The 21,538-nt window shown below is 60.8% G+C and carries 16 protein-coding genes and 1 tRNA gene; 5 read left to right on the forward strand and 12 right to left on the reverse strand.

Annotated features, from left to right (window positions below; genetic code table 11):
* Nucleotides 1-14: 14 nt before the first annotated feature.
* Genes H3T89_RS07860 through H3T89_RS07870 form a run of 3 tightly spaced genes read right to left on the reverse strand, consistent with a single transcriptional unit; the run spans nucleotide 15 to nucleotide 3,071 of the window.
* The gene (locus tag H3T89_RS07860; protein WP_229281726.1) at nucleotides 15-914 is read right to left on the reverse strand and encodes a carbohydrate ABC transporter permease; all 900 of its coding nucleotides are present in this window, start codon (nucleotides 912-914) and stop codon (nucleotides 15-17) included.
* Nucleotide 915: 1 nt separating this feature from the next.
* Nucleotides 916-1,854, reverse strand: coding sequence for a carbohydrate ABC transporter permease (locus tag H3T89_RS07865; protein ID WP_198216772.1), 939 nt, complete (start codon nucleotides 1,852-1,854; stop codon nucleotides 916-918).
* Between the two features lie 20 nt (nucleotides 1,855-1,874).
* Complete coding sequence (locus H3T89_RS07870; protein ID WP_232348558.1) at nucleotides 1,875-3,071, reverse strand: ABC transporter substrate-binding protein; 1,197 nt, start codon at nucleotides 3,069-3,071, stop codon at nucleotides 1,875-1,877.
* 291 nt (nucleotides 3,072-3,362) lie between these two features.
* Between H3T89_RS07870 and H3T89_RS09135 the strand changes: the two genes are divergently transcribed.
* Nucleotides 3,363-4,643, forward strand: a complete 1,281-nt coding sequence (locus H3T89_RS09135) for an ROK family transcriptional regulator (protein ID WP_198216743.1) — start codon at nucleotides 3,363-3,365, stop codon at nucleotides 4,641-4,643.
* Between the two features lie 21 nt (nucleotides 4,644-4,664).
* Here H3T89_RS09135 and H3T89_RS07880 read toward each other — a convergent pair whose 3' ends face one another.
* Together H3T89_RS07880 and H3T89_RS07885 are read right to left on the reverse strand one after the other, a co-directional pair.
* A complete protein-coding gene (locus H3T89_RS07880; protein WP_415873481.1) occupies nucleotides 4,665-6,917 on the reverse strand; it encodes an alpha-galactosidase in 2,253 nt (750 codons plus the stop codon).
* A 149-nt stretch (nucleotides 6,918-7,066) separates the two neighbouring features.
* Entirely contained in the window at nucleotides 7,067-8,041 is a 975-nt protein-coding gene (locus tag H3T89_RS07885; protein ID WP_198216744.1) for a ketopantoate reductase family protein, read from the reverse strand.
* Between the two features lie 111 nt (nucleotides 8,042-8,152).
* On the opposite strand from H3T89_RS07885, the gene H3T89_RS07890 reads away from it, so the two are divergent.
* Complete coding sequence (locus H3T89_RS07890; RefSeq protein WP_269749217.1) at nucleotides 8,153-9,091, forward strand: sulfite exporter TauE/SafE family protein; 939 nt, start codon at nucleotides 8,153-8,155, stop codon at nucleotides 9,089-9,091.
* 10 nt (nucleotides 9,092-9,101) lie between these two features.
* Here the strand turns inward: H3T89_RS07890 and H3T89_RS07895 are convergent, their stop codons facing one another.
* Together H3T89_RS07895 and H3T89_RS07900 are read right to left on the reverse strand one after the other, a co-directional pair.
* A complete protein-coding gene (locus H3T89_RS07895; RefSeq protein WP_015021164.1) occupies nucleotides 9,102-9,530 on the reverse strand; it encodes a nucleoside deaminase in 429 nt (142 codons plus the stop codon).
* A 59-nt stretch (nucleotides 9,531-9,589) separates the two neighbouring features.
* Nucleotides 9,590-12,376: a cation-translocating P-type ATPase gene (locus tag H3T89_RS07900; protein ID WP_269749218.1), complete on the reverse strand. Its 2,787-nt coding sequence runs from the start codon at nucleotides 12,374-12,376 to the stop codon at nucleotides 9,590-9,592.
* Nucleotides 12,377-12,898: 522 nt separating this feature from the next.
* Here H3T89_RS07900 and H3T89_RS07905 point away from each other — a divergent pair.
* Entirely contained in the window at nucleotides 12,899-15,130 is a 2,232-nt protein-coding gene (locus H3T89_RS07905; RefSeq protein ID WP_198216747.1) for a cation:proton antiporter domain-containing protein, read from the forward strand.
* Nucleotides 15,131-15,136: 6 nt separating this feature from the next.
* Here H3T89_RS07905 and H3T89_RS07910 read toward each other — a convergent pair whose 3' ends face one another.
* The 3 genes from H3T89_RS07910 to H3T89_RS07920 form a co-directional block, all read right to left on the reverse strand.
* On the reverse strand, nucleotides 15,137-15,892 hold the full coding sequence (locus tag H3T89_RS07910) for an alpha/beta hydrolase (RefSeq protein ID WP_198216748.1): 756 nt from the start codon (nucleotides 15,890-15,892) through the stop codon (nucleotides 15,137-15,139).
* A 31-nt stretch (nucleotides 15,893-15,923) separates the two neighbouring features.
* Nucleotides 15,924-16,733 (reverse strand): hypothetical protein, encoded by an 810-nt coding sequence (locus H3T89_RS07915; RefSeq protein ID WP_198216749.1) that lies wholly within the window; start codon nucleotides 16,731-16,733, stop codon nucleotides 15,924-15,926.
* A 200-nt stretch (nucleotides 16,734-16,933) separates the two neighbouring features.
* Entirely contained in the window at nucleotides 16,934-17,167 is a 234-nt protein-coding gene (locus H3T89_RS07920; protein WP_015021159.1) for a DUF2188 domain-containing protein, read from the reverse strand.
* A gap of 746 nt (nucleotides 17,168-17,913) precedes the next feature.
* On the opposite strand from H3T89_RS07920, the gene H3T89_RS07925 reads away from it, so the two are divergent.
* Nucleotides 17,914-18,390, forward strand: a complete 477-nt coding sequence (locus H3T89_RS07925; RefSeq protein ID WP_033511699.1) for a hypothetical protein — start codon at nucleotides 17,914-17,916, stop codon at nucleotides 18,388-18,390.
* 229 nt (nucleotides 18,391-18,619) lie between these two features.
* Here H3T89_RS07925 and H3T89_RS07930 read toward each other — a convergent pair.
* A tRNA-Gly gene (locus tag H3T89_RS07930) sits at nucleotides 18,620-18,690 on the reverse strand.
* Between the two features lie 123 nt (nucleotides 18,691-18,813).
* Nucleotides 18,814-19,932 (reverse strand): ROK family protein, encoded by a 1,119-nt coding sequence (locus H3T89_RS07935; RefSeq protein WP_198216750.1) that lies wholly within the window; start codon nucleotides 19,930-19,932, stop codon nucleotides 18,814-18,816.
* A 297-nt stretch (nucleotides 19,933-20,229) separates the two neighbouring features.
* On the opposite strand from H3T89_RS07935, the gene H3T89_RS07940 reads away from it, so the two are divergent.
* Nucleotides 20,230-21,534 carry an AGE family epimerase/isomerase gene (locus tag H3T89_RS07940; protein WP_198216751.1) on the forward strand — a complete coding sequence of 435 codons (1,305 nt, stop codon included), beginning with the start codon at nucleotides 20,230-20,232 and terminating at the stop codon, nucleotides 21,532-21,534.
* The last annotated feature ends 4 nt before the right edge of the window (nucleotides 21,535-21,538 follow it).

A 21,538-nucleotide genomic window follows, 5' to 3' on the forward strand; every position in this document is an offset into this window, starting at 1 on the left:
CTGTCCTGGCGGGGCTACTTGACAGCTCCTCTCATAACGCCGCTGATGACCCACTTCTGTGCGAACAAGTAGACGATCAGGATGGGCGCCAGGGCCATCAGGTAGCTGGAGAAGGCCATCGGATAGTTGGTGGCGAACTGGGAGCTGAAGACATACTGCGCCAGAGGGATGGTCTGGCTGGTCTGATCCGTCAAAACGATCAACGGCATGAGGAAATCGTTCCAGGCCCAGAGAGCCGTGGTGATGGCGATGGTCGCATTGATCGGACCCATCAGAGGGAAGATGATGGTCCAGAATATCCTCCAGGTACCTGCGCCGTCCAGGCGGGCGGCCTCCTCAAGAGCGGTGGGGATGGATCGGATGAACCCCGTGGCGATGAAGAGGTTGGTGCCCAGGCCCAACACCACGTAGAGCAGGATCAGACCGGGCACGTTGTCCAGGTGCCAGCTGCCGAACTGCTTGGCGATGGGAAGCATGACCACGGGGAAGGGGACGAACATGGCCGCGATGAAGAAGTAGTAGAGGAAGCGGAAGAAGCGCTTGTCCATATTCCTGGCTACGGCATAGGCCACGAAGGTGTTGGTCAGCAGGGTGAGTGCCACTGCGCAGACCGTGACGATGGCCGAATTCAGCGCGGCCTTGGGATAGTTGACCTTGTTCCAAGCATCGGCGAAATTGTGCCACTGCCAGGAAGAGGGCAGACTGAAGGTTCCGGCTTCCGCAGGGGTCTTCAGAGCCGTGACCACGGTGAAGTAGAGCGGCACAAGAATCGTCAGGGAGAGGACAGCCACGGTGGCCGTCAGCCACCAGTTGACCCTTTTGAGGCGCGATCCCGGGAATCCCCGATGCCGCCTTCCCCCTCTTCCTGCTGATTGTGCCGGTGTCTGAGGCTGCATAAGCGCTGTCTGTGCCATATCAAATCTTCTCCCCTCTTCTGGAAATGCCCAGCTGGATGAACGCAATCACGGCCAGGACGATGAAGAACATGACCGCGTTGGCTGTCTGGTAGGCGTACTCGCCTCCGGTAAGGCCGCCCTTATAGATGAGGTAGGTGACTGTTTCGGTCTTGGAATCGGGCCCTCCTGCGGTCAGGGCCACCACCTGATCGAAGGTGTTGAAGGCATTCTTCAGAGTCAGCACCAGGTTGATGGTGAAGAATGGGCCAATCAAGGGGAAGGTGATCCTCCAGAATTTCTGCCACTCGTTGGCGCCATCAATGGATGCGGCCTCATAGACCTCCGAGTCGATGGTCTGCAGACCCGCCAGATATATCAGGGTTGAATAAGCCACCGCCTGCCAGACCGACAGGAAAACAATGGGAATCCAGGCATAGTGCTCGCTGGTCAGCAGGGACTGGGAGAGCCAGCCGATGCCCAGGGCCTTGCCAAGAGCCGGCAGAGGCGTCATGAAGATGTATTTGAAGACATAGCCGATGACCAGAACCGAGAGCGTGTAGGGGATGAAATAGATGACCCGGAACCCGTTCTTGAAGGCGATCCTCCCATTCAGCGCCACCGAGATGAACAGGGCGATGAAGTTGACCAACAGGGTGATCAGAATGGCGATCAGCAGAGTGAACAGGTAGGCGTGGCCCACGCGACCGTCACGGAAGAGAGCGCCGTAATTCTTGAAGCCGATCCATGAATAGCGCCCGTATCCCTGCGAATTCGTGAAGGAGTAGGCCACACCCTGGAGGAAGGGCACATAGAGGAAGAGCGTGAAGATCAGTGCCGCAGGGACAGCCATCCAGTAGAAGGCGCGGTCCACTTTGCGATTGGAGAACTTTGAAGGCCGTTTTCCGGCCTTGGCTGTTGCGTCAGCGGTACGGATGCCGACGACCTTGGATTGTGCCATGTCTGAATCCTGACCTTTCATCATTGGAAGTTCCTTGCCTGGACCTTGTCCCATTCGTTCTGCATGGAACCGATGAAGCCATCCACATCCCCTTTGGTGACCATGGTCTGTAGGTAGCCGCCGATGTTGATGGAAGAGGGGATGTAATGGTCGCAGAAGTCAGCCAGGCGGTTCTGTTGGAAGAAGGGAAGAACCCCGTTCAGGGCCGGATCGCCTGCCTCCACCTTTCTGGTCGGCGTAAAGGCAGTCTGGGCCTTTGCATACGTGCGCAGCTGCTGGGGCTGCATCAGATAACGGATCAACCGCATGGCCTCCTTGGGATGCCTGGTGGTGGCGCCCATGGTCAGCATGACATCGTCGCCAGCCGTCAGTATCTGCCGGGAGGGGGAATCATTGGCCGGCATCTGGGCGAATCCGAGGTCCACATCCGGATCGATCATCCTGATTTGTGGTATGGCGTATGTTCCCAGGGGAAGGATCGCCACCTTGCCCTTGGCCATGTTTTGGGTGCCCTGCTGGTAGGTGACGCCCTTGTCGCCGGTGGAATGGCCGAAAAGCTCGACCTCGCGCCGAGCCGGCTGTGTCCACAGGGTCTTGAAATCGGTTTTCCCAGCCAAAAGATCCCTGTACCTGCTCTCGGGGACCAGGGTCCCCGCCAGTGATGCCAAGGGGGCCTGGGCGGTCCAGGAATCGGAAAGGGTGCCCTGCACAGGTTCGATGCCCTGGTCCTTGAACCTGTCCATGACGGCCGTGAACTCCGACCAGGTGCGGGGCGGATTGTCGGGATCGACCCCTGCCTTTCGCCAAAGCGTCTTGTTGTATATGTATCCGCTGGCGTTGCCGGCAAAGGGCAGGCCATACAGGCGCTTGGCCGAAGGATCCTTGGTCTGGACCAGGTTCCTGGCTATCGACACCATGCCCGGATTCAGATCCTTGACCAGCGGATCGTCAGTGAAATCATGGAAGACCCCGGATGCCGCGAACATGCCGAAGCTGATATCGCCGTTGAAGGTGATGACATCGGGCACCCGGTTTTTGACCAGCCGAGTGCGCAGATCCGTCTGAGCGTCGGCCGAATTGTTGATATTCACCCTGATATCAGGATTCTCCTTCTCGAATTGTGCCACCATGGCCTTGAACTGGTCGGCGGCCTCGAATTTGAACTGGAAGAAGTCCAGAGTGACCAGGCCTGAATCTGCGGAACCGCAGCCAGCCATGGCCACGAGGGTCAACAGAGCCAGGAGTGAGGCGACTCCGTTGCGAACCCAGGCCGATATTCTTCCAAGCCCGGATCCCTCCCTACTGCCGATATCCTTCATATTTGGCTCCTTTACCATCCGTATGGGCAACAATGACCTAGATGATTCTGCGGATCAGCATAGGGGACCGGGATATTTCATTCCCAGCTCCGGCGAGTTCCTTTCGTTAAGAAAGTAATTAAGATAGGCTGTTCGGTATAAGGGATTTGTCCGCGATCGGGTCGTACCAGTTTTCCGCAAGGAGGCACTGTGGCCGACAGAGAAAACAAGAGATCAAACCATCACGAGGATGCTGACTGCTCAGGGGAAGCACGGCCATTCCCAGCCTGGTTCACGGCATCCAAATACACCCACCGCATCGCCATCGAGATCCTCCAGCACGGCCCGATCTCCAGAGTGGCTCTGGCGCGGCGGTTCAACCTGACCCAGGGCGCTGTATCACGTATCACCAACGATCTGACCCATCTCGGGGTCATCCGGGAAGCCGGCACTCTACCGCAGGCACACGAACCAGGAAGGCAGGATCGTCGCAAGCATAGCTCCAGCAGTGTAGGCAGACCGCAGCAGGCCCTGCTCATCCGCCGGGAAGCCAAGACCTTCATCGGCATCAATCTTCACGGTGGCACCGCGCTGGCCACGGCGACGGACCTGGCCTGCCGACCCGTCGGCCAGTCCCACAGTCATCACATTCGGCAACGAGACCCGGGCCAGGTCGTAAGGATGCTGTCAAACCTTACGCAAGATTGCATGCGCGAGATCAGCCAGGCCGGGCTGCCCAGCCCTTCCGGCCTGGCCATCTCCCTGGGCGGTCGGGCGGAGGGAGACAGGGTCGTCACCTACGCCCCCTTCCTGCATTGGAGCGAACCCGTTAATCTTGCCACCCAGATGGAGAACACATGTGATCTGCCTTGCCTGGTCTTCAATGATCTCGATGCCCTGGCCTTGTACGAAGGATGGTTTGGCGAGGGCATCGGGCTGGACCGCTTCGCTCTGATCACCATGGGATCCGGCATTGGCTATGCCTTGAGCGAGCACGGTATGCCTGTCTCCTCGCCGGATGAAGGGTTTGGGCTGATCGGCCATCAGCTGGTGGATCCGGATGGGCCGGTCTGCTATCTGGGCCATCGTGGCTGCGCCCAGTGCCTGACTACAGGTTCCCTGGCTGAGCAATACTCACATGCCATCGGGCAGGCTGCCAGCCTTGACAAGTTGGTCAAGGACCTGGAGGAGGACATGCCGCAGGCGGAGACCCTGCTCAATCTGACCGGTTATCGGCTAGGGGTCCTGATCGCCCTGGTGGCCAATGTAGCCCTGCCCGACAAGGTCCTGGTGGGCGGGGAGACCTCCTATCTGATGAAGAGGTGCATCGAATCCGTACGCAAGGGCACAGCATCATTCCGCCACAGCCAGATGGTCGAGGTCCCCGTGAAGATCATCGACGGCGACTGGCTCCGCTGGGCCCAAGCACCGGCGGCCAGAGCAATCGCCCGGTACCTGCAGGGTCCCGAAGAGGCCGATAAGCCCGAATGAACTGGGAACGACTGGACGGATTCAGATACGGCTCGCCTCAAAGATCACGGCCTCAGCGGGGTGAATGACCGGCGGCCGGATTCCCTGAGTGCCCAAGGCCGCACCCGGCAGGACCACGCCTTGGGGACGCCACCAGGCCAGAGGGCTTTGCCCGTTGCCGATCCGATCCAGATCACGGCAGACGTCCAAGGGTCTGATCCGGTAGTCGGCACTGGGATCCAAGCCGGGAAGCGCCAGGGGCTGCGGGGGGTAATTGACCGAAGAGGTCAACTGGGTGAAGCGGTAGAGCGCCTGCGAGCCGTCAGCTGAGACCACTCCATCCAGGCGGACTGCCGGGTCGGGCGCGTCGCCATGTACTACACGACCGGTGTGCAGTATATGCCGCCACTGCTTATACAGATCGATCCAGCGCCCCAGTTCATTCAGCTGAACCCGGGGCACGGCAAGCAGGTTCCATTCCACGCCCATGTGGCCGAAGAAAGCCATGGCCGCACGCAGACCGAGCGAGGTGGCGCGGCCGGTGGAATGGGCAGGGGAATCACCCACATGCTCACCCATCATCTCCGGTGGCACCAGCAGGGATGTGTACCGTTGGATGTCGGCCCGCTCGACCGGATCCACGCAGTCCGAGACCCAGACCCTGTCGGCATATTCCAATACGCCCAGATCGATGCGGGCGCCTCCGGAAGCGCAGGACTCGATCTCCAAACCGGGATGCCTGGTTTTCAGGTCGCGCATGATTCCATAGACCGCCTGGGTCTGCGCATGCACAGCAGGACGTCCCGACCGGGGAGAGCAGGCCTCGGTCACATAGCGATTGTGGTCCCATTTGATGTAGTCGATGCCCATAAGCGCAATGAGCGAGTCCATGGCCTCGAACACATGGGCATAGGCACCGGGATCGGTCAGATCCATGACCTGCTGGTTGCGGCCTATGACGGGCAACCGGGAAGGCCCCGGGGACAGGACCCAGTCAGGATGATCGCGGAAGACGCCTGAGTCCGGACTGATCATTTCGGGTTCGAACCAGAGACCGAATTCCATCCCCAGCTGATGTACCTTGGCAGCCAGGGCTTCCAGACTCTTAGGTCCTTCGGGCCATACCTGCCGATCTATGGACCAATCCCCCAGCCCGGACTCATCCGAACGCCTGCCCTGGAACCACCCGTCATCAACGACAAAGCGCTCCACACCTATACGGGCCGCCTGTTCGGCCAGGGCAGCCAGCTTGTCATAGGACTGATCGAAGTAGACCGCCTCCCAGGTGTTCAGCGTTACGGGCCTGGGACGTGATGCAAAACCAGGATGCAGGGACCGTAGGAAAGCGTGATACCTGTGGGCCACCTGGTCCAGACCTTTGCCCCGGGAACCATACAGCCAAGGCGTGGAATACGCCGGCTGGCCGGAATGACCGTCGGCAGGAGGAAGCGTGATCTCCCCTGCCATCAGAATCTCGCCGCCGCCCAGCAATGCGGAAGCTGAAGGAATCCGCTCGGCGCTGAGCAGACCATTGCCGCTCCAACCCAGGTGGATTGCGTATATCTCATCATGCTCGAATCCGAACCCGGGTCGGCCCGCGCACATGACCAGGGAGGAGTCAAAATCCGGCCGGCCCACCAGGCTCGAACGCTCCAGACGGCCTACAGTCAAGGGCTGGCGTTGAGGACTGCGCTCGCGCAGGTGGTGACCGGTGGTGGTCAGAATCTCGGTTGCCTCAGCCGGCAAGGGAAAAGCCAGCTCCAAGCCGTTGACATCCAGATCTGCGACCATATCCAGGTTGAACAGGTCCGCACGCTGCCTGACGAGACCGGACGGGAGCATCTGGCAACGCCAGGTCAGTCCTACGCCCTGGTCCCGGTCGCAGGCCCGAACCTTCAGTGTCGGAACAGCGGAGCCGTCAGGCCGAATCGGTTCTGCACCCAGATCGACTGATTCCACCTGGAAGCAGCAAAAGACCTCAACACCACCCCGGCTGATGCACAGTCGGCGCTGTCCGGTCCAAGCCTCGGACTGGGTCGGAAGGATGCTGGGCCAGGCCGTCAGGTCCAGCCCTCCTGAGACCCGCTGCGGGACCAGGGCGTCGTAGGATCCCAGAAGGGCCTGCGGATCGGCCACTGGATCGCCCCAGTGAACTATTCGCGGCAGACCCTTCCCCGGAAAGAGGACAGCAAGGGACAACCCGGACTGCTCCATGTAAACCAACCTGAGGGAAACCCCCAGATTGGACTCGCTCTGATAAGACCCCATCCTTGGGCCGCCGCGATGATCCTCCATGACACCTCCGCCATAAGCCCGACGATGCCGTTTGTCGGCACTGAATAATCAGGCTCCATGCTAGGGACCCGTGGCTAACTTGTCTGGAAGGGCGTGTTTTTCTTACCTGGGAAAGTAATTCATGGAGATCCGCTCAGCGGCCGTTTGCATCACCCCTGGTCAGCCTGCTCTTCGTGGTGGACGCGGAAGGCCAGCTCAGCCAAATGGACACCGTGGGTCAGGAACTCCTGGGTCCGGCAGACGTAGTCATGCTCGCGGCCCAGGCGCGCCAGGTAGCCGTTGATGTAGTCCACCTCGGTCGGACGGCCCTTGGACATGTCCTGGTACATGGAGGGGTAATGAAGCGGATTGCCTATGCGGCTGACGTAGTCCACCTCGTCCAGGGTCTCCTGGCGGGTCTGAATCAGCTGCTTGCCGGCCCGCTCGCAGGCGTCATAAGCCTCGTCGATCAGCTGGCGGGACATGTCCTTGGCGCCCGGGTAGGAGATGAACTGGCCCATGGTGATCTGGTACATGGTGCAGATGGTGTTGACCACCGAGTTGAAGATGATCTTGGCCAGGCAGGTGCCCTCGAAGTTCTCGGTCAGGATGGGGTTGAGGTTGGCGGCCTTGAAGTCCTCGGCCATCCGGCGCTCCAGGTCGGTGGTCTCCTCGGTCATGGCGCACAGGTGCATGGAACCTGCCCCGGACTTGCCGATGAAGTCCACGTCGCCCGGCCCATTGAGGACCGTGCCGATCATGGCCGTGCCGCCGTAGATGCGCTCCTTGGGGAAGTACTTGAGCAGCTTGTCAAAGTGACCCCAGCCGTTCATGGCAGAGAAGACCACCTGATGGTCGCGGAAGAGCGGTGCGCAACGCTCCAGGACCCCCTCCAGCTGCATTTGCTTGAGCATGACGATCCAGACGTCGGGGTCGCCCTTGTAGTCCTCGGGGGTGTAAATGTTGACGGGCACCAAATGCCGATTCTCATGATCGCGGGATACATAGACGCCTCCCTGGTCATGAACCTTGTCAATATTGGGCATCCAGGTATCCACGAAATCCACCTGCAGGCCGGCCTGCTCCTGCAGCAGCACGCCCAGACGATAGCCCATGGCTCCGGCACCGATGACCGTATAACGCATCGAAACACACCCTCTTTGTTCTCTTGATTAGGCAACGCACCTCCGGGGACCGGCCCGGGGGATACCAAGCAGTATGCCGAGACGGCAGAGGGGAACCAGGGCAAAGGTCGCATGGTGGACATAAGGACCGAAATATGCGTGGATTCCTGCACCTTGGAGGACTTGGCCGCATACGCGGACATCCTGTCATCCCGAAGAAAACGTCGACCTAGGCTGGAACCCATGCAGAAAGAGCAGAGCGGAGCCGAAAGGATGGACCGGCGGACCCTGGCCATCCTGGTCCTGGTGGGCGTGATCAGCGGATTCCTGTCGGGGATGTTCGGCATCGGCGGCGGATCGATCATCGTGCCAGCACTGGTATGGACCGGACTGCAGCAACGGCAGGCCTCAGCCACCTCGCTGGCATCCATGATTCCTATGTCGCTGGCCGGAGTGGCCTCCTACGCCCTGGGCGGGCATGTGGACTGGCTGGCCGCCCTGCTGCTGGCCGTGGGCACGGTCATTGGGGCGCAAATCGGCACCTGGCTGCTGGACCGGCTTCCTGAGGTGATACTCAGATGGCTCTATGTGGGCTTCCTGATGGCGGTCATTGCCCAGCAGCTGCTGTCCACACCCTCCAGGGAGAGCAGCATCCGGCTGAGCCCGGCGGTGGCCCTGATCATTCTGCTGGTCGGCGTCCTGATCGGAACCCTGTCAGGGTTGCTGGGCGTAGGCGGCGGAGCCATTGCAGTACCGGCCCTGGCCCTGCTGGGCGCCAGCGACCTGATCGCCAGGGGAACCTCCCTGCTGGCCATCCTGCCCAGTTCATTGTCGGGAACGTTCACCAACCTGCGCCACCATCTGGTCCACGCCGGTCAGGGGCTGCTTCTGGGAATCGTGGCCGCTCTGACCACGCCGGTGGGCACCTGGGCGGCCTCAGGGGTCAGCGCGCGAATGGGTGCCAATTTGTTCGCCGCCTACCTCTGCCTGATTGTTTTGCGCTGCATCTGGGCGGCTCTCCAGGTTACCCCGGCCTTCCAGCAGTACAGAGCCAATCACAACCACCGCTGAAAAAAGGGACTCAGTCCTGGCGGTGTTGGGCGAAGAAGTCGGCAAGAATACCGGCGCACGCCTGTTCGCACACACCGCCCAGCACCTCGACCTTCGTTCCGGTGTGCGGATCACGAGGGAGATCCCAGACCGATCCGCAGGCACCCATCTTGGGATCCCAGGCACCGAAGACCACCCTGCTGAAATGGCAGGCCATCAGGGCTCCAGCACACATAGGGCAGGGCTCCAGGGTGACGACCATGGTGCATCCTGCCAGATCCCAGCCCGCGTCGGATTTCCCGATGGCCTCCATCTCGGCGTGGGCCAGGGGACGGCCCAGGGCCTGCCGCTGGTTGAAGCCCCGGCCGATGACCCGGTCCGAGGCATCCAAGACCAGGGCACCCACGGGCACATCCCCCCGGTCTCCGGCTATGCCGGCCAGCCGCAGGGCCTCCCCCATGGGCGCCTTCCACCGTTCTCGCACGGATTCAGTCTGACAGTCCAGCCAGACAGGTCGATTCAGTTGATCATGCCTGCGATGCGGCGGCGCACGTGGTGCAGATGGCCCTTGGTCCGCCCCGACGTGTCGATGCCACGCTTGGCCAGGAAGGCACGGACCATCTTGTCGCCTTCGCTGAAGATCAGGACCGTCAGTCCAATCCCCAGGCAGATGAGCCACTGGCTTGCGCTCAAGGGGGCCATGCCCAGAACGCCCGCAACCGGAGCAAGATACATGGCCCCCGCATGGATGCCAAGGGCCACGAACGAGGCCACCAGAAGGAAGATGTTGTCCAAGGGGTTGAGCTGGAAGATCAGCCTGTTCTCGGACCGGGCCGACATGGCGACGAAGAAGTTGAAGAGGACCAGCAGGGTCAGGGCGATGGTCCGGGCATGGGCCAGATCCATTCCCGCGTTGATGTTCAAGCGGAAGAGGACCAGGATGCAGGTGGCCATCCAGAGCCCGCAGACGGCAAGTCGCGCCCAGAGCACCCGCGAGAGCAGACCCTCTCCAGACGAACGCGGGGGCGACTCCAGCTCATCCCCGTTGCCGGGCTCGAATCCCAGGGCGATGTCCTGGACACCGTTGGTCACGAAGTTGATCCAGAGCATCTGCAGGGGCAGGAAGAGCAGGGGCTCCTCGGAGATTACATTGACCCCCACGGCGATCATGGCGGCTGCAGCCGTGGACAGGAGGAAGTAGGCGGACCCGCGGATGGCCTTGAAGATGACCCTTCCCTGGCGCACGGCCTGGGTGATGGTGACGAAGTTGTCGTCGGTCAGGACCACATCGCTGGCCTCCCGGGCCACGTCGGTGCCGGAACGGCCCATGGCGATGCCCACCGAGGCGGCCTTCAGTGCCGGGGCGTCATTGACGCCGTCGCCGGTCACAGCCACCACATGGCCCTCATCCTGCAGAGCCTCCACAATGCGAAGCTTGTCCTGGGGGGAGACGCGGGCGGCGATGGAGGTCTCACGCAGACGGGCCCGGAGGACCTCGTCGCTCATCTCCAGCATCTCGCTGCCGGTCAGGGCCTGGTCGGTGTGTTCCAGACCCAGGCGGCGGCCTATGGCGGCTGCGGTCACCGGGTGGTCGCCGGTGATCATGACCACGCGGATGCCGGCCCCGGCGCATTCGGCAATGGCCTCGCGCACGCCGGGTCGAGGCGGGTCGAGCATACCCTCCAGCCCAAGGAAGGTCAGATCGTCAGGTCGACGGCGGGAGGCGGGATCCTGGTCAGGGGAAAGGACCCTGCTGGCCACGCCGATTACCCGCAACCCCTGGGAACCCATGGCTTCGTAGGACTTGTGGACGGCCTGGGTGTCCAGGGGGACGACTTGGCCATCCGGATCCAGCATGGTTCGGCTCATGGCCATGACCGCGTCCGGGGCACCCTTGACGTATTGGGTCAGGGTGCCGTCCGGGCTGCGGCGGATGGTCATGGAGTGGAGCAGCTCCGGCTCATAGGGGGTCTCCATGACGATGGGAGCATCCAGGTCTTCAGTAGTCACGGCCCCGGTCTGGTCGGCCAGGCGGGCCATGGCCATATCGACCGCGTCGCCGCTGTATTCGATGCCGCCTTGTTCATTCGGCTGCCGGTGGGCCTCATTGGTCAGAGCCCCGGCCCGGGCAAGGGCGGCCAGACCGCGCATACGGTCGTCGTCGGACACGGTCGCTGCGCCCAGGTCCATACCCTCAACTGGGACCGGCTGGCCGCCACCCAGGGTGAACTGTTCCACGGTCATGCGGTTCTGGGTCAGCGTGCCGGTCTTGTCCGAGCCGATGACGGTGATGGAACCCAGGGTTTCAACGGCCGGCAGAGAGCGGACGATGGCATGGTATTCGGCCATCCTTGAGACTCCCAAGGCCATGGCCACGGTCAGCACGATAGGCAGGGCCTCTGGCATGGAGGCCACCACCAGGGAGACTGCGGACAGGAAGGCCCCCGTAGCGTCGCCATTGAGGATGGCTCCGCCGATGAAGACGAAGATGGCCACCAGAATGACGGCGACGGCGATGGCCACCTCTGTGCGGTGGATTATCCGCTGCAGAGGGGTACGGCCCTTGGCCACATGGACCAGATCGTTGATTTCGCCCAGCTCGGTGTCGGAACCGGTGGCCACCACCAGACCTCGGCCACGGCCACTGGTGACCATGGTGCCTGAGAAGGCCATGCAGTGCCTGTCGCCCAGGGCTGCATCGCGGTCCACGGGGTCCGTATTCTTCTTGGCATCCTCGCTCTCGCCCGTCAGCATGGCCTCATCGATGCGCAGGTGGAGGGCTTCGATCAGCCTCAGGTCGGCGGGGATGCGATCGCCGCTCTCCAGGAGGACCAGGTCGCCCGGCACCAGCTGGTCGGCGTCAATCTGCTCCATCCGGCCCTGACGCACCACCCGTGTGGTGGGGGTGGACAGGGTGGTCAGGGCCTCCACGGCCTTGTCGGCCTTGGACTCCTGCACATAGCCGATGATGGCATTGAGAAAAAGGACCAGGAAAATGGCCGCAGCATCCACATAGTGCTGCAGAAAAATGGTGATGATGCCGCAGACCATCAGGACGGCGATCAGGGGGCCGGCGAACTGCTCCAGGAAGAGCTTCCAACGGGGTTTGGCCTGGACCTCGGCCAGGCTGTTGGGCCCGAAGAGCTCCAGTCGGCGTGCGCTCTCCTGCGTATCCAAACCCTGGTCCCCGGTGCGCAGGGTCTCCAACACAGCCGAGGTCTCCAGGCTATGCCAATCGGTGTCGTCGAAACGCATGTCGGACCCTGCTGCCGCTGCGTTCTGATTCTTAATGTTTGTAGATGTCATGGATGATGTCATCGGTCAACCTGGCCTTTCCAAACCGGATCGGTCATTTGTCCCCGCATGCGACCCTCTGCAGTCGTTCTTGCAATCTTCCTTCCGGACCGGGGGATGTCCAAAAGCATCGGGGAAACAATAGCGTGCACGCAAGTCCCCGGGGTCAAGAGATGGGGCTCCATGGTCATCCGCCGCAAGCGGTGAACCTCTGGGAGGTTCGGAGCCTTCCCGGTCTTCATGAGTATACCGATTGAGCCGGTCTTTCATGCGATTACGAGGGGTCCCCGGGCCGGATTTTCACAAATGTTCGCCTATCGCGAGCACAGTCTGTCCACCATTTTGGCTTGAGGTGTCAACTTGGCGCACATTGTCCATTGATGCTGTTCCTGGATGCCGTGATTCCGTATAATGGACGATGCGACGTCGATCCTCATGCGACCCTGCACTCGGAGATTCCTTCATTGGTCGAACGAACCCTGCTAGTCGGGCCTGCAGCAGCCCGCCCGGGATTGCGTGGCGGAAAGGAAGCCCGTGGAAACATTCATCCTCATTCTGTGCATACTTGCTGCCGTCCTCGTCTCTTCCTTCATCTCCAGATTCGTTCCCCGGATCTCCACCCCCCTGGTCCAGATCGTTCTGGGCGCAGTCATGGCCCTACTGCCCATTTTCCCGCGGATGCGGCTGGATCCCCAGCTGTTCATGGTCCTCTTCATCGCGCCGTTGCTCTACTACGAGGCCCATACCATCAACAAGGTGGAGTTGCTCAAGGGGCTGCGATCATCCCTTTCCCTGGCCATTGGCTTGGCTGCTCTGACCATGCTCATGGTGGGCGTCATCCTGCATGCCGCCTGGCCCATGTTCCCCCTGGCTGCAGCCATGGCCCTGGGCGCAGCCCTGGGACCCACCGATGCCGTGGCCGTTTCGTCCCTGGGCGAGAGCGCCGACCTGACACCGGACGAACATTCAATCCTTGCCGGTGAATCGCTCTTCAACGATGCCACCGGCGTCATCGGCTTCCAGTTTGCCATCCTGGCAACCGTGACCGGCTCCTTCTCCCTGCCCCAGGCCCTGGGCGAGTTCTTCGTTGAGTTCGTGGGCGGCATCGGCTTCGGACTGATCATGGGCTTTGTGATCAACTGGCTCTTTGAGTCGGCCCGTCGCCTGGGCTGGGAAACAACCACTACCAGGATCCTGCTGGAGCTCTTCCTTCCCTTCCTGATATACATGGTCGGGCAGAACATTCTGCATGTGTCCGGAATCCTGGCCGTGGTCTCCACCGGACTGCTGATTCGCTTCGACCACACCGGAGTGGGACCCAATACCTCCAAGGCCAACATCGTCTCGTCCAGCGTCTGGAAGGTGCTCTCCTTCAGCCTCAACGGTGCGGTCTTCGTCCTTCTGGGCATGTTGCTGCCGGCAGCCATGGGCACCAGCTGGCGAGACCGGCGGGTCAGCAACTGGATGTTGGTGGCTACCATCACTGTGGTCTGCTTGACCGTGATCGTGTTGCGCTTTCTCTGGACGGCCAGCGTCCTGATCTTCACCAAGGACCATGAAACCGGCAGCAGGCCACGGATCACATCCAAGCTCCTGAGGTCGGCAGCCGTCATGACTTTCGGTGGCCCCAAGGGAACCATCACCCTCTCCCTGGCTCTGACCATCCCCTATATGACCGACGATGGGTCAGCCTTCCCCATGCGCAGCGAGCTGATCTTCGTGGCCGCCGGGGTCATCATCGTCACCCTGGTGCTGGCCAACTTCGCCCTGCCGCTGCTGGCTCCCTCACAGAGCAGCGAGGTACCGGCCCAACAGGTCGAAAAATCAATCAAGGTGCTCAGGGGCACGGTTCGGGAACTCTCCAGCAGGATCACCGACGAGAACCGGCTGGCCATCCAGCAGGTGATCAAGCAGTACAACCACCGCATCGCCAAACTCAAGTCACAGATCGGACAGTATTCGCCCAAGGACTTCCAGGACCTGCAGGTACAGACCATGGAGTGGGAGCAGGACTACATGGAGGAGCGGCTGAGCCGGATCGAAGAGGCCCAGGATCAGCTGGAAGAGCAGCCCAGAAGCGAAGATGGAGGCATAGAACAGGCACCTGCATCAAGGCAGTCTGCCGCCGGGACCGAAACCGGAACCCAACCCAGTACTGAGGCCGAGACCGTAGCCGACAGGGATGCTGACGCCCAGCTGATCGACCGACGCAGCGAGCGCGGAGACGACCAGGACGAACTGCTGAATCTGCGCAGTCAGGAACAGGCTGCCCGCAGGATTCTGTCCACCATATCCGGGTCCCTATTCCACCTGGATAGGGGCGGGGAGCTCCGCTGGAGGGCCTACACAGCCCGCAGACGTATCCGAGGCCTGTTGCACAGCCAGTTCCACCGCCTGAAGCACCTGACCCAGCCGATTGACAAGGACCAGGTCTACGTGGCAGGACGCCACCTGCAGGCGGAGATGAACCACTTCCTGATCGAAAAGCTTTACTCCGAGCTGGGCAAGGGACGCTTCAAGACCGAAGACCTGTTGACCACCATCATCAACCATCAGATGATTGAATCCTCGGCGGAGGGAAAGACCGAATACGCGGGGATACCTGCCGTCAGGGATCAGGTGGAGGAGGCCAAGCGCGAAGGGTATGCCATCGAGCTGAGCCAGATCCAGGACATGGTCGAATCCGGGGAGATCTCACGCACGACGGCCAGGAAGATGCGCCGCAACGTCTACGTCATGCAGGTCGACGCCGACTCGGCCCTGTGAGCCGATCTACATAAGGCCCGAGGTCACATCGATCTCGCCCAGCCACTGGCGAAGGTCGTTCATCTCGCGCATGTCGACGGCATGTTCCATGTGGTCGTACTCGGTGGTGTGCAGCCATACATGCTCGTCCAGCCAGGCGGCCAGGGCCCGGAATTCGTACTTGGGTACTGTGGTGTCATCCGAACCGAACCCCAGGAAGACCGGCTTATTCAAGCCGGCCAGACGCTCATCCGCCGGAGCGGTTCCCGGTACCAGGCCTGGGGCCAGGAATCCGGACAGACATATGGAGGCCCGATAGCGCTCAGGGTTGACCCGAAGCAGATGAACAGCCAGCATGGCTCCTTGGGAGAAGCCCATGGCCACCACAGGTCGATCCTCGGGGATATTGGCTGACACCCAGGCGTCCACAGCCCGAGCCGCTGCGTAGCCATCCCGATCCAGGTCCTCCTGCTCAGGGCGCATGTCGTGAAACCAGGTGTAGCCCGGGCCGAACATGCCGCGCTCGCTGCCTGGCACCACCATGGGCGCCCGCAGGGATGCATAGTCGTTGTAGGGGGCCACATAACGCATCAAGTCGGCCATGTCCTCCTCGTTGGAGCCCCATCCGTGCATGAGTACAAAAATGGGCCGCGAGGGGTTGGCCGTGCCCTGCTTGCGGGACCAACGGACCTGCTCGACCTTGAGCTCCTGCCCAAAGCGTCCGGGCACTACCGTGGAGGGCCGACCCACCAATCCACCGTCATCCTTTTGTGCTTGATCCATATCTGCCACGATAGTCGACCGGTCCGGTCATTCAATCCCGGCCCATGAACGGCTCGACCTGGCCACCCCACTGACCCTGCACTTCCGTCGCCTGGGTCCTGCTGCCCACCACCATCCAGCGCTTGCCGGTCAGCAGCCATAGATCCTGGGGCTGCAACCCGCCTCCGTAGCGGGAGAGCAGGTCAGGCACGCGGGCGCGGATAGGCCCCTTGGCCAGGGTTGCCGCTGAATCGTTGTCGAAAACCACGTAGGCCATGGTCGTATCCGTGCAATACTGGGCTTGGGAGATGCCCACATACCCGCCCATGCTGATATCATGCCAGCCGGAGGCACACTGGCCAACAGCCTTGTCGATACCGTCGGTCATGGCCTGGGGCGAGCCGATGGGCGCGTCGTCACGCGCAGGGGCCTTGATGATGCCCTTGGGGGAGGAGCTGGCAATAAGCAAGCCTGCCAAGGTCAAGAGCATTCCGCATATCAGAAGAATAATGCCCGCCGAACCTACCGATGGCCGGTTCGGGACTGGTCCGGAGTGACGGGCTATGACGACCAGAATCAAGGTCAAAAGGGCAAAGGCGACGGAGACACCCACCCAAGCCGAGATGCCCACCTGACCTATGACCCCCAGCCTGGAGGGTGCTATGGCGTGGGCCAGCAAGGCCGCGCCCGCCAGGGCCGAGACCAGCCCCGTAACCGCCGCAAACCGACTCCAAATGTTGGCATGGGCTATCTGAATGGGACGCTCATCAATATCCGGGCGAGGAGGGTAGGAGGCTGGCAGACCCTCGTCATACCCGCTGTCCGCCAGCCGCTGATCCAGCTGGTTGAATCCATCGGCCATCGACCTCGCCACCTTTCACGGTTGGTTTCAGTCTATGGGGGCGGACACATACAGACCAGCGACGGCGGCCAATGCTTCACCATCCCAACATCCTGCCGCACTAATGGAAGGGCATAATTAGGCATAGTCGCTCATCGCCACGACCCTCGGCCCCCGCACAAATCCGATGGCGGCGAAAGATCCCAAATTTCAGTTGGACTTCAGCCCTTGATGTCTCGGGGATCCTTCTTGCCTATGGTGCGCTTGTCGCGTATTTTGTTGCCACCCTTGTTATGGATGTTGACTTCACCGCCGCCGGACCGGTCTGCAAAGACCTTGGCCTGCTTGGTGGCCTCCGCCTTGGTTGCGAAGGTGCGGGAGGCGCGTGAGGCTCCGGCCCGCTTGACTGTCCAGAGATCGCGATCCCCGTCGTATTGCACGTGATAATCAGCCATGATGGCCGTCCTTTCCATACTTCCCTGTACCCCCCTCATCTTCCACTGCCTGACCTGGGGCACCGTGCTTCGACACTCCAGAATTTCCTGGAATATTGTTCACCGAAGATGAAGCCGGAAAGGACTTTTCGCCGCCGTTGCCAGCCTTGCAACTTTTAGTCCAGATGCAGAAGCATCAATTACGGACAAAAACAAGAAAATAAAAATGACCAGAGCAGTTCCCATGAGGTAATTCAAGTGGGTCGAAACCATGGATGTGCTGTAACCCATTTGGATGCATGGCCTGGGATGGATCCATCTGCCTTAACTTTGAGATTCCGCGGATTTGAGCATGTTACTGTTCGAAATCGAAGACATGATTGCTCCGCCGGTGCGAAAGCCGGTATGCCCAGGAATCGTTAATGGTGCCCGGCTCTCGCCGGTGCGAATGTCTGGAGCAAAGCGGTGTCAGCCCGCCAGAATAGTCTCGATTAGAGTTGGCAAGCGCCACGTCATGGATTTCCTACCTACAAATCAAACTCCTATATAGCTTCCTCACATTGGATGCAACGTGCAAAAATCTGCACACACGCCTTAATCAGATGCGAGGACACAAATGAGACCCCGTGACGGTTCGTACCGTCTTTGGCCCTAGTCGTCTCCTCGAGGATTACACAGTCAGATCTTTCACAGATGAGAAACTCTTCAGTGAAAGCTGGCGGTCAAGTGGAACAAGATTGACGGGGAATGTAAGGAAGCGTCTGCATGTGGCTCTTCATACCTACAGATGCTGTAGCCTTGCGGCTATGGCATGCAGGGGACGGAAATCGGATAAAACAGGCGAGGATACGGAGAAGACCGACCTTCGCCGCATGATCCATGTACCAGCTCATGCCGACCTTGTCCTATGGCTTCTAGGCCTGGTTCTGTTACTGCCAATGAGCTGGGGCTGGTATAGCAGAACTCCCATTGAGTTCTTTATGGCATTCCCGTATGCCGTTGATTTTGCCTCGGACACTTGGGTGAACAGGATAATTGCGACCACTATTGTGGGGCTTGTCTGCTGGCTGATAAGCGGCATTGTCCATATAGTTGCCTTGTATAAACGGAAGTCGCGCAAAGCCCGGAAATGGTGGAACGTCGTCACAAAAATCCTGCTTGTTTTAGTGACGTTGATCGTCTTGCTGCATAGTCTGGCTGGGGTACTGTTCCTCTCGATAGACGTCAGCGATATTCCCCTGTGAGTAAACGCTGATGCTGACGCTCGCTCACCGCCTATAAATCAATCAGCTTCATCAAATGTCTAACGATCTGGATTCGCAAGGAACGCAGCATACGCTCGAGCAAGGGTTTCGGCTCCACCCTTGGCATGAGGCCGGTCAGCTCCAGATGCGCTCAAGAACTTATCTTTGCCAAAGTTGAAAACTTCCCAAAGCCACATGTCAATGCTGATGGCGATTTTCTAGAAAAGAGAGCGGGCGACGGGAATCGGACCCGCCTCTGAAGCTTGGGAAGCTTCCATTCTACCAATGAACTACGCCCGCAAATCCGGCTACCGGGGTCAGGCCCCGGCCAACCGCATGCGAGTCACTATAGTAGCAGGTCTCGGCGGTGTGCGCGAATCACCAATTCCAGTCGCAGTTGCGTGACAGGCCTTCAATCCACTTTCAGATAGTGCCATCAGGCTCGATCAGGTCGGCCACCACTGTGGAGCAGGCCCCGAGCAAGGCGGCATCCTCGCCCAAGGCCGAGCGGTCAACCACCAGGGGGCGTCGGAAATCAGCAGCCAGAGCTTCGTTCATGGTCTTCTCCATGGCGCTCAGGAAGATGCGGTTGACCACTCTGGAGTCGCCTAGGACAGCTACTCGAGGAATGTCCATAAGGCCTGCGGGAATAGTCAGAACGCGGCCCAGCAGTTCACCAGCCCGGCGCAAAATGCTGGCCAGATTGTCAGGATCCCGATCTATTGCAGCAGTCAGCTTGGGAACGGTAATCAGCGATTCCAGGCAGCCGCGTTTGCCACAGCGGCACTGAGGACCGGTGGGGTCCACCACCACATGGCCGATCTCGCCGGCCGCGCGATTGCAACCGGTCACCAGCTCGCCGGAAACCAGCAACCCTGCCCCAACCCCGTCACCCAGATGGACCAGGAGCAGGTCGGACTGGCCTGAGCCAAACTGCTGCTCAGCCAGGACCTCATTGTTGGCATCATTATTGACAGTCACCTCCAGGCCTGTCTTCTCATACAGATAGCCGCGCAGGTCGGTCTGAACCCAGCCCAGGTTGGTGGCATCATCCACCACACCTTCAGCACTGACAATGCCGGGACTGGATACGCCGATACCCATGATGGGGTGGGTTGCACGCTGCATCAAAGAATCGGCCAGCTCCCCCACCAAATCCAGGGGGACCCTGCCGTCAGCGGTCAGCGGGATCTCCTCACGCGCCACCACCTGCCCGGTCAGGTTGAGCACCGCCCCCCTGAAGACGTAGGGCGTGGAAAGGTCCAGAGCCAGGATGCTGCGCCCATCGGGATTGATGCGCAGCAGCCGTCCTCGCTTGCCCGGCCCAGTGGATTTGCTATAACCCACTTCCATGAGCAGATGCTCGCCCAGCAGCTCGGCCACGATGTCTGATATGGCGACCCTGGTCAGCCCTGATGCGCGGGCCAGATCAGCCCTGGTCATACTGACATCGGGGTAGAGCAGCCTGAGCAGGATGGCTCGGTTGTGGTGCCGCACCGACTTGGGCAGCGCCTTGGACAGGTTGCCGGTATTGCTGGTCATGATTCGCCTGACGATAGATAATGCGGGAACGGGGACCCGCCATGGGGATTGGGCCTTGAACCCCGTGATCATGCCCATCCATGCTTGCTACTTATATTGTAAACTTCCTTGCTCGGGCAGGTCCATACCTCGTCATTACGGCACCAAAGCGGTTCGTTTTCAGGACTACCCACTAGCATCGTGAGCAAGAAAACAGGTACAGCCAGTAAAAAGTTCAGTTTCCTAACAATTACGTGTTAGGCTGTAAACAGTTACCAGAAACAGCTGCATCCCCCGCTGAGCAAAGGAGCGATCGCCATGACCACGACACCGAACCATTCGGGAGTCTCACCGTCCGCCATAAATCCCCGATACCTGCTGGGCAACGAGGCCAACCACATCTTCATGGCCTCGCAGACCTATGGCTTCCTGGACTTCGGACGAGGGTTCCCTACCGAGCAGGGCGGTGCCGGCTGGCTCAATGACGACGGCAGCATCGACCCGGACCAGGGAATCCAGACCTGGATCACCTGCAGAATGACCCACGTCTACGCCATCGGCAGCCTCCTGGGATACCCGGGCGCATCAGAGCTGGTTCATCGTGGCGTCCAGGCCCTCCAAGGCAACCTGCACGACGACGAACATGGCGGCTGGTATCCCTCGGTCTCCTGGCAGGGCCAGCCCGAGAGCGGCAAGTCCTGCTACACCCACGCCTTCGTAGTCCTAGCCGCTTCCTCGGCCATGCTGGCGGGCGACCCAGATGGGCAGGACCTGCTGGACCAGGCACTGGAGATCTTCAACCGCTACTTCTGGGATGACGAGAAGGGCCTGGCCGTCGATACCTGGGACAGCGGCTTCACGCAGCTGGACCCCTACCGGGGACTCAACGCCAACATGCACAGCACCGAGGCCTTCCTGGCCGTGGCCGATGCCACCGGCAAGGAAGACTACCGCGAGCGCGCCGGCCGCATCATCGACCAGGTCATCAGGTGGGCCGAGAACAACCAGTGGCGCATCCCCGAGCATTTCAACAGCGACTGGCAGGCCGACCTGAACTACAACCAGGACAACAAGGCCGACCAGTTCAAACCCTATGGAGCTACGCCGGGCCACGGAATCGAATGGGCCAGGCTGATCACCCAGTACGCCCTGGGTAGGTTCGATCAGGAGGCCGACCGTCGCCGCTATATCGAGGCAGCCGAGCACCTGTTCGCCAGGGCAGTGGAGGATGGCTGGGCCGTCGACGGGGCCGAGGGCCTGGTCTACACCACGGACTGGCAGGGCCGCCCTGTAGTCCACGACCGCATGCACTGGACCCTGGCCGAGGCCCTGAACACCTCGTCCACCCTCTACGCAGCCACCGGCAAGGCCACCTACGCTGACTGGTACGCCACCTTCTGCAGCTATGTAGACCACTATCTGATTGATCACCAAGGCGGGTCCTGGTGGCATCAGCTGGATGCCGGCAACCACGTGATCGGCACGGTCTGGCCCGGCAAGTCCGACCTCTACCACGCCTTCCAGTCCACACTGATCCCCTACAACGACCCGGCGGCCTCCATCGCCACGGCCGTCAAGAAGGCCTGTGGACAGGGACGGACGGACCAGAATCAGGCCCGCTGAAATC

Source organism: Bifidobacterium sp. W8114 (genome assembly GCF_016101165.1).
Classification (GTDB): Bacteria; Actinomycetota; Actinomycetes; order Actinomycetales; family Bifidobacteriaceae; genus Bombiscardovia; species Bombiscardovia asteroides.

Excerpts from the sequence above, each read along its gene's own strand:
- H3T89_RS07890 (WP_269749217.1), top strand. The coding sequence starts at position 8,153 with ATGGTGGACATAAGGACCGAAATATGCGTGGATTCCTGCACCTTGGAG.
- H3T89_RS07870 (WP_232348558.1), bottom strand. The coding sequence starts at position 3,071 with ATGGCTGGCTGCGGTTCCGCAGATTCAGGCCTGGTCACTCTGGACTTC.
- H3T89_RS07920 (WP_015021159.1), bottom strand. The coding sequence starts at position 17,167 with ATGGCTGATTATCACGTGCAATACGACGGGGATCGCGATCTCTGGACA.
- H3T89_RS07915 (WP_198216749.1), bottom strand. The coding sequence starts at position 16,733 with ATGGCCGATGGATTCAACCAGCTGGATCAGCGGCTGGCGGACAGCGGG.
- H3T89_RS07935 (WP_198216750.1), bottom strand. The coding sequence starts at position 19,932 with ATGACCAGCAATACCGGCAACCTGTCCAAGGCGCTGCCCAAGTCGGTG.
- H3T89_RS07860 (WP_229281726.1), bottom strand. The coding sequence starts at position 914 with ATGGCACAGACAGCGCTTATGCAGCCTCAGACACCGGCACAATCAGCA.
- H3T89_RS07910 (WP_198216748.1), bottom strand. The coding sequence starts at position 15,892 with ATGGATCAAGCACAAAAGGATGACGGTGGATTGGTGGGTCGGCCCTCC.
- H3T89_RS07865 (WP_198216772.1), bottom strand. The coding sequence starts at position 1,854 with ATGGCACAATCCAAGGTCGTCGGCATCCGTACCGCTGACGCAACAGCC.
- H3T89_RS07880 (WP_415873481.1), bottom strand. The coding sequence starts at position 6,917 with ATGGAGGATCATCGCGGCGGCCCAAGGATGGGGTCTTATCAGAGCGAG.
- H3T89_RS07895 (WP_015021164.1), bottom strand. The coding sequence starts at position 9,530 with ATGGGGGAGGCCCTGCGGCTGGCCGGCATAGCCGGAGACCGGGGGGAT.
- H3T89_RS07940 (WP_198216751.1), top strand. The coding sequence starts at position 20,230 with ATGACCACGACACCGAACCATTCGGGAGTCTCACCGTCCGCCATAAAT.
- H3T89_RS07900 (WP_269749218.1), bottom strand. The coding sequence starts at position 12,376 with ATGACATCTACAAACATTAAGAATCAGAACGCAGCGGCAGCAGGGTCC.
- H3T89_RS07885 (WP_198216744.1), bottom strand. The coding sequence starts at position 8,041 with ATGCGTTATACGGTCATCGGTGCCGGAGCCATGGGCTATCGTCTGGGC.